Origin of the sequence: Vibrio sp. OPT46, assembly GCF_015163535.1 — a bacterium.
GTDB classification, from domain to species: domain Bacteria; phylum Pseudomonadota; class Gammaproteobacteria; order Enterobacterales; family Vibrionaceae; genus Vibrio; species Vibrio alginolyticus.
The window spans coordinates 39,417-51,643 of record NZ_JADDYG010000372.1; the positions used below are offsets into that span (position 1 = coordinate 39,417).

General features: G+C 45.1%; 14 protein-coding genes. 8 read left to right on the forward strand and 6 right to left on the reverse strand.

The window, feature by feature from the left end; genetic code table 11:
* Together IQR33_RS33375 and IQR33_RS17280 are read right to left on the reverse strand one after the other, a co-directional pair.
* The coding region (locus tag IQR33_RS33375) for a lytic polysaccharide monooxygenase (RefSeq protein WP_228013957.1) at positions 1-606 on the reverse strand (606 nt) is incomplete at its 3' end.
* Between the two features lie 214 nt (positions 607-820).
* Complete coding sequence (locus tag IQR33_RS17280) at positions 821-1,261, reverse strand: Lrp/AsnC family transcriptional regulator (protein WP_031780811.1); 441 nt, start codon at positions 1,259-1,261, stop codon at positions 821-823.
* A gap of 114 nt (positions 1,262-1,375) precedes the next feature.
* Here IQR33_RS17280 and IQR33_RS17285 point away from each other — a divergent pair, with 114 nt between their 5' ends.
* On the forward strand, positions 1,376-1,960 hold the full coding sequence (locus tag IQR33_RS17285; RefSeq protein WP_054578560.1) for a LysE family translocator: 585 nt from the start codon (positions 1,376-1,378) through the stop codon (positions 1,958-1,960).
* A gap of 179 nt (positions 1,961-2,139) precedes the next feature.
* Positions 2,140-2,913 (forward strand): siderophore-interacting protein, encoded by a 774-nt coding sequence (locus IQR33_RS17290; RefSeq protein WP_053303996.1) that lies wholly within the window; start codon positions 2,140-2,142, stop codon positions 2,911-2,913.
* A gap of 99 nt (positions 2,914-3,012) precedes the next feature.
* Here IQR33_RS17290 and IQR33_RS17295 read toward each other — a convergent pair whose 3' ends face one another.
* Together IQR33_RS17295 and IQR33_RS17300 are read right to left on the reverse strand one after the other, a co-directional pair.
* Positions 3,013-3,885, reverse strand: coding sequence for a LysR family transcriptional regulator (locus tag IQR33_RS17295; RefSeq protein WP_017633836.1), 873 nt, complete (start codon positions 3,883-3,885; stop codon positions 3,013-3,015).
* A gap of 80 nt (positions 3,886-3,965) precedes the next feature.
* The gene (locus IQR33_RS17300; protein ID WP_005383272.1) at positions 3,966-4,772 is read right to left on the reverse strand and encodes an arylamine N-acetyltransferase family protein; all 807 of its coding nucleotides are present in this window, start codon (positions 4,770-4,772) and stop codon (positions 3,966-3,968) included.
* Positions 4,773-5,065: 293 nt separating this feature from the next.
* Here IQR33_RS17300 and IQR33_RS17305 point away from each other — a divergent pair, with 293 nt between their 5' ends.
* From IQR33_RS17305 to IQR33_RS17325, 5 genes are all read left to right on the forward strand, one after another.
* The gene (locus IQR33_RS17305; protein ID WP_017821027.1) at positions 5,066-6,214 is read left to right on the forward strand and encodes an S-(hydroxymethyl)glutathione dehydrogenase/class III alcohol dehydrogenase; all 1,149 of its coding nucleotides are present in this window, start codon (positions 5,066-5,068) and stop codon (positions 6,212-6,214) included.
* Between the two features lie 62 nt (positions 6,215-6,276).
* Positions 6,277-7,116 carry an S-formylglutathione hydrolase gene (gene fghA / locus IQR33_RS17310; protein WP_005374382.1) on the forward strand — a complete coding sequence of 280 codons (840 nt, stop codon included), beginning with the start codon at positions 6,277-6,279 and terminating at the stop codon, positions 7,114-7,116.
* Positions 7,117-7,560: 444 nt separating this feature from the next.
* Positions 7,561-8,016, forward strand: a complete 456-nt coding sequence (locus tag IQR33_RS17315; protein WP_193837827.1) for an oxidoreductase — start codon at positions 7,561-7,563, stop codon at positions 8,014-8,016.
* A gap of 5 nt (positions 8,017-8,021) precedes the next feature.
* Complete coding sequence (locus IQR33_RS17320) at positions 8,022-9,119, forward strand: GGDEF domain-containing protein (RefSeq protein ID WP_054576500.1); 1,098 nt, start codon at positions 8,022-8,024, stop codon at positions 9,117-9,119.
* 24 nt (positions 9,120-9,143) lie between these two features.
* Positions 9,144-9,533 (forward strand): hypothetical protein, encoded by a 390-nt coding sequence (locus tag IQR33_RS17325; RefSeq protein WP_005374387.1) that lies wholly within the window; start codon positions 9,144-9,146, stop codon positions 9,531-9,533.
* Positions 9,534-9,626: 93 nt separating this feature from the next.
* Here IQR33_RS17325 and IQR33_RS17330 read toward each other — a convergent pair whose 3' ends face one another.
* Positions 9,627-10,430, reverse strand: coding sequence for a Cof-type HAD-IIB family hydrolase (locus IQR33_RS17330; RefSeq protein WP_017633831.1), 804 nt, complete (start codon positions 10,428-10,430; stop codon positions 9,627-9,629).
* 94 nt (positions 10,431-10,524) lie between these two features.
* Positions 10,525-11,412: a LysR family transcriptional regulator gene (locus IQR33_RS17335; RefSeq protein WP_054575261.1), complete on the reverse strand. Its 888-nt coding sequence runs from the start codon at positions 11,410-11,412 to the stop codon at positions 10,525-10,527.
* A gap of 126 nt (positions 11,413-11,538) precedes the next feature.
* On the opposite strand from IQR33_RS17335, the gene IQR33_RS17340 reads away from it, so the two are divergent.
* The coding region (locus IQR33_RS17340) for an MBL fold metallo-hydrolase (protein WP_228013958.1) at positions 11,539-12,227 on the forward strand (689 nt) is incomplete at its 3' end.

A 12,227-nucleotide genomic window follows, 5' to 3' on the forward strand; every position in this document is an offset into this window, starting at 1 on the left:
ATCAATGCGCTGCCAACGAGTATAAAGCACTGCATCGCCGGAACGATCAGCAGGGAAAGTCACCTGAATACGGTAGCGTTTTTCCGCATCAACATACACGTCACCTGCGGTGTCGATCAGCTCTAAATCACTCCAAGTAAGCGGTTTTGAATCATCATAAGTCGGCTTGGTGAGATAGAATTCCCAGTACGATGGGTTGTGCGGCGCCTTGCCGTAAAACACCAATTCAATCTGGTTGTTTGCATCTGGCGTAACATTGGTGCGCTGCCAGTTTGGAGAAGGAATGTTCAAACCTTTCTTAGCGGCATCGCCGGCAGAACACAGTTCGCCGTCACGGACTACGGCTTTAACATGCTCCATATCTCGGTAATTTGGTACGTTTGCTGCAATTTCACTGCGTTGCACAAACGGGTAAGCACCAGATTCTTCAAAAGCCGCTTTACACGCTTGGTTGGGGATCTCATTGGTCCAAAAACCACCGTCTAAATAACACGTATTCTGACGAGCACTTGGAAATTCTACCCAGCCGTGGGCGTTGACGTTAAATGAGCTCAATGCGGCAACAGCGCTTAAGCTCAAAAGAGGAAGTGTTACATGTGATTTCATCGTTCATCCTTAAATTTGCTGACTCGCCGCTCATGAACACAAGCGGTTTAAGCAAAACTAGCAGGATGAGATTATTTCGAAGGTGAGAATAAAGGTGGAAATTGTAAGAGTGCCATCTGCTTTCCAGCATTTGTTGTGTACTTATCTCATACTCGACTGACTCTTTCGAGTCACTTCAAATTCATGTGCCACAAAAACTGTCACTCTCGTTTGGCTATCGCTCGTCTTTTGGTGTGTCCATCACCACCATCGTTGTAATCGACTTGACGTGTTCGCACTCACCCAACACATCAGCATGGAACGCTTTATAAGCGGCGAGATTTTGCGTCTCTACGCGTATGAGATATTCGTTAGATCCCGTAATGTTGTGACATTCCACCACCTCGTTTACAAAACGCACATGCTCTTCGAAACCCAGCTGCGCCTGCTTAGAGTGCGAGGCCAAACCAATCGACACATAAGCGACAAAACCCACGCCAAGTTGCTGATTATCCAGTACTGCTCGGTAGCCTTTGATCACGCCTTTACGCTCTAAATCTTGCACTCGGCGTAAGGTTGCAGATGGAGATAAACCAACGCGTTCCGACAGCTCTACATTGGAGATTCTTCCATCTCGTTTGAGCACTTGCAATATTCTTTCGTCAAATCTATCCATGATGATGTTTTATTGCTTATTTAGTTTCTAATCATCAAATAAAAGCACAATATTGACCTCAGTTCTACTTATAGTTGTTCTCAACTTATCGAGAACTGATTCAAGGAACAATCTATGGAATATCATCAACTGGGTGCTTTGGCGTTGTTCGCTTTTGTCTCCACTTTTACGCCGGGTCCCAATAACATTATGTTGATGACCTCAGGGGCAAATGTCGGCTTTAAACGCACTATCCCACACATGTTGGGCATTACCTTCGGCTTTGGTGCCATGCTAATTTTGGTGGGTATTGGCTTGATGAGCCTGTTCCATGCCTACCCGCTAACCCACTCCATTTTGAAAGTATTGAGCTTGAGTTATTTGCTGTACTTGACGTACAAAATCGCCACCAGCGACAAAACCGAAGCAAAACACGATTTTCGCCCAATGTCTTTTTTAGGGGCTGTCGCATTCCAATGGGTGAACCCGAAGGGTTGGTCGATGGCGTTGACGGCCATTACGGTATACAGCAGTGGCGGTGCATGGCTCGAACTGACTTTTATCGCCGGTATCTTCTGTTTAGCTAACTTGCCATCGGTGACATTTTGGACGGCGGCAGGTATGCAATTGCAGCGTTGGTTGACCACCGATAAACGCGTTAAGGGGTTCAACTACAGTATGGCTGCGCTGTTGCTTTTGTCTACGATTCCAATGATATAAGTCCATTTATGGTTAAAAAACGACTCACTTTACGTGGTTAGAGAAAGGATAGAGGTAATATTTTTCTTGAGGCTTTGGCGTTAATTCACAGTGTAAATTTGTTTAAAGACGCTACCCTCTTGTTAGGGAACTTGATAATCTTTAAATGAGAAAGAGAATAATTATCGAGTAAAGTAACAATGAAAAAGAAGCCTCAACCTAAAACGCTTGTTGTCACAGACACAGAAACCATCACTCCAAACATGCAGCGCATTACCTTGCAAGGTGAGGCGCTGAGCCACTTTCCTCGTGACTGCGAAGGCAGTTACATCAAATTACTGTTTAACGATATGGGCGGCGCGGATCTGAGCATCCTGTCAGAAGACGACCGACCAATCATGCGCACCTACACTATTCGACGCTTTCATCCAGAAACCAGTTCAATCGAAGTGGATTTCGTCCGACACGTAACGCAAGATCTGCAATGCGGATTTGCAGCGCGTTGGGCAATGGCCGCGCAAAAAGGCGACACGATCAGCATTGTTGGGCCAGGTAGCATCTCCAACTTAAATACTGAGGCGGATTGGTTCTTCATGGCTGCCGATATGACAGCACTTCCAGCACTTTCTGCGAAAATTCGTACGCTGCCAGAAGAGGCCAAAGGCTACGCTGTGATCAGCGTGATGTCTCCAGCCGACATTCAACCCCTAAACACGCCAGCCGGTATGGAGTTGATTTGGCTAACCGAACAGCAAACCTTGGCTGATAGCGTTCGCGAACTCGAGTGGTTAGATGGTAACGCTTCGGTATGGTGTGCGTGTGAGTTCGATTCAATGCGTGCGCTGCGCCAATATTTCCGCAACGAAAAAGAAGTCGATCGCGAGAATATCTACATCAGCAGCTATTGGAAGCAAGGCGTATCTGAAGATGGGCACAAAGTGATTAAACGTGAAGACGCGGAATCCAACCAATAGTGATTCATGTCTTTTCGATTCCAGCTCTCATCCTAATAAAAACGCCCGGCATCACCGGGCGTTTTAGCAACTTCAGTTGTATTAAAGTTCATGAAAACTCTAATCCGCTAGTTCCTGCGCTAAAAAGTCGATCAACAACCTCACTTTGGGCGATAAATTTCGGCTTTGTGGATACAGTGCCCAAATGCCTTCACGGTCGTCTCGGTAATCGGTCAGCACCTCGACTAGCTCACCGTTATCTAGAGCTTCTTGAACGTAATAGTCCGGCAACTGCACTAAACCCAAACCACGTTTGGCGGCGCCCATTAGCGCAAAACCACTATTGCATTTAATTCTCCCCGATACGCGCAAAGACTTATCACGTTTATTTTCCTTAAAATGCCAATAATCGACCGAACCAACTAGGCACTGATGTCGAGCCAGTTCGGATAATGTGTGAGGCTCGCCAAATCGCTCCAAATACATAGGGCTAGCACACACGTAATTTTGACGCGACGAAAGACGCTTTGCGATCATGCTGGAATCTTGCAGGCGGCCAAGACGAATCGCCACGTCTACCCCTTGCTCTATCAAATCCAGTTTTTGATTGGTCAGCACTAAATCGAGGTCCACACGCGGGTACTTCTCCAAAAACTGATGCAAGAGCGGCGCGAGGTTCATTTCCCCATAGGTCACAGGCGCTGTCACACGCAGCAAACCTCGCGGTTCGGTCTGCATTTGCGTTACAGCAAGCTCAGCCAGTTCTAGCCCTTCGACCAAATGTTTGCACTGCTGATAATAAAGCTGTCCAGCTTCAGACAGAGAAACTTTTCGCGTCGTGCGATGCAGTAACTTAACCGCAAGACGCTCTTCAAGTGCCGATACGCGGCGACTGATTTGTGCCACTGACGTTTTCAGTTTAGCCGCGGCAGCTGTAAAGCTGTTAGTTTCCGCTACGGCAACAAACTCGCTGACTCCTTCCCAATTCGCCATGCTGTATTCCTGTCGACCTCTTCTAGACAAATAGTGATTACATTGTTCTCGTCGCGCTACGCTTTGAAAACTGGAGAACTTTACGCGTCAGGTAACGGACGAAGATCGTCGTATTGCGCATCAAGCTCAATACCAAAATATTCTTTCAACGCATCCAGGTAGGTTTGACCTGGCTCTAGCTCTATTTCTGTTAGCTCTTCATGATTGGTGCATCTGAGTGTGTAGTTAAGCAGCGTCACCAACCCACTTTCTGTCGCTCTAGCAGCGACTCTTGCGCTAGTAAAACGCGAATTAGGCGAAGTCGAGGTAAAGAAGTTGCTACATGCAATGTCACCAGCACACACGAACTCTAGGTCAAAGCTGTATAGATTGTTCCACACGTCCGTTCCATCGGTTGAAAGCACTTGGAGGAAATAACCAAACTGAGCATCTTTGACAAAACGGAAGGTTTGTAAATCCGTCTGAATCACTTGGTCAAGGATAAATGGCAATGGCGCTCGAGGGGTATTGGAGCCAAAACCCACATCGACAATCCATGTTTGTTCCTCTAACGTCACTAACGTGATTTGATGACTACGACCTGTTGGTGTACCAGACACATGTACACGCCCTAGCAAACTTCGCGCTTCAAACCCAAGAGTGTTGAGCACATCAAGCATTAAACCATTTAATTCAAAGCAGTAACCACCGCGAGAGTGGTACACGGTTTTTTGAATAATATCTTCAATCTCAACAGAAACGCCTCGCTGCAATGCGATGTCAAAATTCTCAAACGGCAGGCAACGATGCTGCGCCACGTGAACTCTGTGCAATGACTCCAAATCGGCGGGCAATTCACTAGGCAAGCCTAGCTTGGTTAAATAGGCACTCAGATCCGTCTTATTCATAATGACTCTTACTTAGCTGATGGTTTGACTGTTTTCTACTTTAGCCCCTCTATCTAACTTCAGGTCAATCACCTTTTCCATTTCCCTTCCGCTTTAAGGAGGCATAGCACTCTTTTTACATGCTCACCTTATCATTATTACGCATATGTAAAAATCATTTTCAAAATGGACGGATTATCATTTTTACTGAAACACCTAAAATGAGCACCAACAAAACGACGCAGCGCGGTAAGCAAACCTTAACTACGCTTATTACGTCACTCCATATACTGAAAATATAAAGGAAACATCCAATGTCGCTTGAAATCAAACCTGGTCAAACTCACATAAAATCAAAAGCAATGGTCGCTTGGGCTGCAGGTGAGCCGCTTAAAATGGAAGAAGTTGATGTACAACTTCCAAAAGCCGGCGAAGTGCTAGTACGCATCGTAGCAACTGGTGTTTGTCACACTGACGCATTCACACTATCAGGTGACGATCCAGAAGGTATCTTCCCTTCAATCCTTGGTCACGAAGGTGGCGGCATCGTTGAAATGGTTGGCGAAGGCGTAACAAGCGTTGAAGTTGGCGACCACGTTATCCCACTTTACACTGCTGAATGTGGTGAGTGTAAGTTCTGTAAATCTGGCAAAACGAACCTATGTCAGGCCGTTCGTGAAACGCAAGGTAAAGGCCTAATGCCAGATGGCACAAGCCGATTCTCTATCAACGGCGAAACTATCTTCCACTACATGGGTTGTTCTACTTTCTCTGAGTACACGGTTCTTCCAGAAATCTCACTAGCGAAAGTAAACAAAGAAGCACCACTTGAAGAAGTTTGTCTTCTAGGTTGTGGCGTAACCACTGGTATGGGTGCGGTATTAAACACAGCTAAAGTTGAAAAAGGCGACACAGTGGCAATCTTTGGTCTAGGCGGTATCGGTCTTTCTGCAATCATCGGTGCTCGCATGGCTGGTGCCAGCCGCATCATCGGTGTAGACATCAACGAAAGCAAATTCGACCTAGCGAAACAACTTGGTGCAACTGATTGCATCAACCCACAAAAATTCGACAAGCCAATTCAAGAAGTGATTGTTGAAATGACAGACGGTGGTGTTGACTACTCATTCGAATGTATCGGTAACGTAAACGTGATGCGCCAAGCACTTGAGTGCTGTCACAAAGGTTGGGGTGAGTCAGTCATCATTGGTGTTGCTGGTGCAGGTCAAGAGATCTCAACTCGTCCATTCCAACTGGTAACTGGTCGTGTATGGCGTGGCAGCGCTTTCGGTGGCGTTAAAGGTCGCTCTGAGCTTCCAGAAATCGTAAACCGTTACATGGCTGGTGAATTCGGCTTACAGGAGTTCATTACCCACACAATGGGATTAGCAGACGTCAACAAAGCGTTTGATCTGATGCATGAAGGTAAGAGCATCCGAACAGTTATCCATATGGATCAATAATGCTGCCTCAGGCTCTCCTTTTGGGGAGCCTGAATTCCTTCTGCTAATTAGAGAGTTTATTCATGACCATTGAAAATGTAAGCCAAGCCAAAGTGTTTGGCGGTTGGCACAAGCAATATACACACGAATCCAATGCCCTAAACTGCACCATGCGCTTCGCGATATTCTTGCCACCTAACGCAACGAAATCAAATCCCGTACCCGCGCTATACTGGCTCTCTGGTTTAACGTGTACCGATGAGAACTTTATGCAGAAAGCGGGCGCATTTCGTATGGCGGCCGAGCTTGGCATTGCGATCATTGCACCAGACACAAGTCCGAGAGGCGAAGGTATCGCTGACGACGAAAGCTATGACCTAGGAAAAGGAGCTGGCTTTTACCTTAATGCGACGCAAGCACCTTGGTCACTGCATTACTGTATGTACGACTATGTGACTGAGGAGTTGCCTGCGATCATCGAAAGTAACTTCCCAGTCTCTGACGTGAAGTCAATTTCCGGTCACAGTATGGGCGGCCACGGAGCGCTCACCATTGGTCTGAAAAATTCAGAACAGTACCGTTCTATTTCAGCGTTCAGTCCAATCAGTAACCCAATGCAATGCCCTTGGGGACAAAAAGCCTTTACTGCTTACTTAGGCAAGGAGCTTGAAAGCTGGAAGCAATACGATGCAAGTGAACTTCTAAAACAACAACAATCACCATTACCAATTTTGGTTGATCAAGGTGATGCTGATGGCTTCTTAAATGAGCAGCTTAGACCGGAAGCGCTGATTGCTGCGGCAAAAATACACGATTCAAACCTAACCTTGAGAATGCAACCTGGCTATGACCATAGCTATTACTTCATCTCAAGCTTTATTGAAGAGCACCTCAACTTCCATGCAAAATATTTGTTTGCATAGTTAATTTAAGTAAGCTCATGAAATAAAAAATAAAGTCACCAAAACTAGGTGACTTTATTTTCTTTACGTACTAACAAATACATATCTGAATATCTATGATTTAAATATGTAAAATAATGTAACTTAAGAGCAAATTCGACATCCATTTCTCGCCTTATTAAATTCTCATTTCCGACACAGTATCTTTATTAAAAATGACACAAAGTTGCACTAAAAACCAATTAAATACCGCGAAATCATTACGAAACTCTACCATCATCCCAATACTCTGAGCTTTTAATTAAGAAGCAACTTAATAACCTTGACGTGACGTAAACCGACAGTTATTTTTGAAACATAACGTATTATAAAATCTCATCCGGTTGGCTCTATAATTATAAATAAATTACCGCTAGCACCTTTGTCCTAGCTAAGAAAAAAGAATAAAACTCAAAAGGGCATATGATGAAAAAGATAGTCGCGCTAGGTCTGTTTTTTGTTGCGCCATTCTTGTCTGCAAATACGATCGTATTTAGTAGTAGCCAGCAGCCTAGTGTCATACTGGAACTGGAAGAGATCCAAGCTTTACCTACCACTAGCTACACGATGACATTGCCTTGGCTTCCTGCTTCGTCAGAGTTTTTAGGCGTTAAACTCAGCACGCTTCTTACACACGTCTACGGAAAGGTACCAGAGCAGGTTGATATCAGCAGCTTAAACGACTATCACTCGACATTGTCCCGACAAGATATTCTTCGATATCAACCAATACTGGCTTATCAACAAGATCAGAATTACATAAAAGTCAGGAATAAAGGCCCTTTCTGGGTGATATATCCAATCAATCTCTATCCAGAGCTAAACTACAATAAATATCATGCGCAAATGGTATGGCAAGTAAATGAAATAAAAGAAAAATAATAAGAATGAAGTTATCAGAACCCTATTCTAAGAAACAAAGAATATTGCAATATTCTACCACCAGCAAAATGCTGCTGGTGGTGTTTGCCGTTTCTTTGCTCCTCGCGAATGTCGTGCTTTTACAGCAAACACGTTCACTCTCACAAAATTTTAATAACGAACAAAAACAAGCGACTTGGTTTTTATTCCAACTCTCCAAAGAACTATCAGAACTTGTCGGCGAGGCCAGACGGTTAGATGAAAACGTATTGAATATTGATGGTGCAGAGCTTCAATACGAGTTAGCGTGGAGTCGCTTTGACTTATTGACCAGTAGCACGAAAGCCAATAAGTTCTTTTCTCGGAACAACATGCACCTTTACTTCATTAACCTTTTTGAAGAGTTCAAAGAGCTAGAAAAACAACTAGTAGAAGCTAGAACAGGTGATAGCCAAGCTGCTGCTGCATTTTATCGTTCAACTCAAACACTATATTTAGGCTTAATAGACTTCGTTAATCAAAACTTCCGTCTAAGCAGTAAAGCTTATGAAGCACAAAAAGGTCAAACCCAGCGCTTAATGCAAGCACAATATATGTTGTTTGCGACGTTCGTTTTGTCGATTATCTCTCTAACTTATTTCTTTTATCGTGAATCCCATTTTCATAGAAAATTGGCGCTAAGCGACCCTTTGACGAACCTAGGGAACCGCAATGCACTATTCATAACCCTAAACAAATTTACTCAAGAAAAAAGGCCCTTTTCTCTCTGGATTCTAGATTTAAATGGTTTTAAAGAAGTCAACGACACACACGGACACCAAGTTGGCGACACTGTACTGCGGGAAATCGCTAGGCGGCTTAATTCTATGGCACTCAATGATTTTACTGTTTATCGCATGGGAGGAGATGAGTTCGCGGTTATCCTTGAAGGTGAATATCTCAATGAAGAGAACGTACGTGAGCAGATAAATACCGTCTTTGATGCACAAATATTAAACTCCGATAAAGTCTCAACACTTTCAACAAGCATGGGCTTAGCGCAATACCCTAAAGACAGTGACAATGTTGACTTTCTTATCAGCATAGCGGATAAGCGCATGTACAAAATGAAATTTCAACGTTAAACGGTATATATGATGAGAAAGTTCATGCAAGTACTGCTTCTACTGGCAGTCATTGCGGCAGGTGTGTTGGCTTGGGTATTTATTCCATCGCACGAAACCATCGGGCAAAAAACGCTTGAGCAGGCACTCAACGACGACTACAGCCTCGTTGGACATCGAATCTACTCAACCGATCCGGATGCTGGCAACCGATTCGGCTACTTCGTATTAGCAACGGGCCAGAGCATTGAAGAGCAAGAGCCGTTTTTGGTCACTTCGGATCAGTTTATTCGCATGGAGAAAACGGGTGATAATACCTTGTCTGTGACCGTCAATGGCCGTATTTACCATTATCATAACGACTTGTGGGTGCCAAAATCAGACGGGAAATTGCAGCACTTTTTAGTCAGCGCAACCGCCAAGTACGTACGCTAAAACGGGAACCTTACTCCCCCCAAAAAAACAAAGCCCCGCATACACTGCGGGGCTTTTTACGTGAAGAAGAAAATAACATCGAAAGAATGAGCGTTACTTCGCTAATACTTTCTCTTTAATCACTTTGAGTACCCCAGCCTCTTGGTTGCTTGGCGCAGAATAACGAGCAATTTTCTTAATCTCTTCGTGCGCGTTGGCAACCGCGTACGAATGCTCACTGACTTGCAGCATTTCGAGGTCATTGAGGTAGTCACCAAACGTCATAGTTTCTGCCGGAGTAAAATTCATCGTCTCTTGAAGATGCTGAATGGCCGCACCTTTAGAGGCCTCGGCATTCATCACATCCAGCCAGATTTTTGCACTCACCACGACTTTATGCGTTGCGCCAAACTTTGCGTTCATGGTCGGGAACAGGAGCTCTTCCGAACCATCAAAGTGACAAATTGCTACCTTAATAAACTCGTCTTCGACCTCAAGCAAATCCGGCACATATTCACAGCGGTGGTAGTACTTTTGAAATTCTTCCAGCGATTGCTGATCATGCGTTTCGATGTACGCCGAGCGCTTGCCACACAATACGATGTTCGCCCCGTCAATCTCACGAGCCGCTTTCACAATCTCCAACACTTCCGCTTTAGGAATGGTACAACTGTAGAGCTCATTGTCTTGGTACATCACTAAGGTGCCGTTTTCAGCCACATACAACAGTCTGTCTTTGATTGGCGCGAACGTGTCTCGCAGACTGTAATACTGACGACCAGACGCAGCGGAGAACAAAATACCTTGCTCTTCCAGTTGCAAAAACAGATCGAAAAACTCTGGATCCAAACGACCGTATTGGTCAAGCAATGTGCCATCCATATCGGAAGCAATAAATTTGATGCGAACTTGTGACATTAACTAAAACTCTAAATGACGCTGCGAAAATATATCCATGTAAGGTACAGGATCTTGTATGAATCTCAAGTCGGGATGACGACGCCTTTCGCTATTACCAAGGATGCTGTTTAAAGTAATCTTCACTGTGATCGATGAAAGCTCTCACCGCAGGAGACAAGTGTTTACGTGATGAATACAGCGCGTAAATGTTGAGATCATTTGGCTTCCAATCCGGCAACACCGACTCAAGCTGACCCGATTTGAGATAGATATTGCTCAAATAGGTTGGCAGCATCGAAATACCCATGCCTTGCAAAGCGCCATGCAATAACGCCGTGGCCTCATTGCTGGTTAGGCGACACTCAATTCCCACCGATTCGAACTGGTCGCCCTGAGACAAATGCCATACGTGACGCTCAAAGTTTTTGTAACCCAAACAGTCGTGTGAAGATAAATCTCGGGGATGCGCGATCGCGTGGTGAGTTTGTAAATATTGCGGTGATGCTACCAACACCGATTCGCACACCGCAATCGGCTTACCAATCAAAGAAGGATCGGGATCTGACGCAATTCGGATCGCCAGATCGATACGTTGTTCGGTTAGATCACTCACTGAATCTTGCAGATCTATGTCGATATACACTTTGGGGTGCTTTTGCATAAAACTGTTTACTACGGGGATCAACTGTGAGAATCCAAATGAAGTACTAGACGCAAGACGGATTTTTCCGGACAGCTCACCATCAGCGGCAATGTTCGACGTCAACGTATCGGCCTGTTTTAACCAGCGCTCAATCTGAGGCAAGCTGCGCTCCCCTGCGGTGGTGAGTGACACCTTGCGCGTAGTGCGGTGCAACAAACGAGTTTGTAGCCAGTTCTCCATCGACTCTACATAACGAGTCACCATTGGCCGAGACATGTCTAACCGCTCGGCGGTAGCGGTAAAACTGCCAGAATACACCACATCTACAAATACTTTTGCTGCCGTTACTCTATCCATACATTTGCTCGAAATAAGAAATAGTGATGCACATTATTGTGTATTTTTTCGAGCGTATCAATTTCCTAATATAGCTCCCGTTCCCAAGCCATCGTCGCTTGGCCCCAAATTCTTTAGGAGCTTATTATGAAAAAATTCACTTTGATTGCTGCATCCATTTTAATGGCAAGCCCTGTTCTAGCGGCAAACCACTCTCCCCTTACTCTTGAGGTTTACAACGCCGACGGTAACAGCTTCCACGTAAACTCAACCTTGGTATACGGTGAGACTGACGCCATGGTTATCGACACTGGCTTCACCAAAGCTGACGCGATGCGCATTGCCGCTAAAGTGCTGGACTCAGGCAAAACGCTTAAAACCATTTTTATCAGCCAAGCGGACCCAGATTACTACTTTGGCGCAGAGGCCTTACACCAACAGTTCCCTGATGCGCAGATCATCACAACGCCAGCGGTTCAAAAAATTATTAAAGAGAAATTGGCTGGAAAGCTGGCGTACTGGGGGCCAAAGCTTGGCGCAAACGCACCGGTAAAACCAGTGATCCCTGTCGCGTACGATAAAGCATCATTAGAGCTAGAAGGTCATAAGATTGAAATCCGTGGTAACCATGGCACATCAGCACACCGCCCTTACCTATGGATTCCAGATAACAAAGCGATTCTAGGTAACGTAGCCGTGTACTCAAACGTACATTTGTGGATGGCCGATGCCGCTGACCAAACCGCTATCAATGCTTGGGAGCAACAACTTAGCGAGATGCTTGCGCTTAAACCTCAAGTGGTCATTCCTGGTCACATGAAAGCAGGCACAAAGCT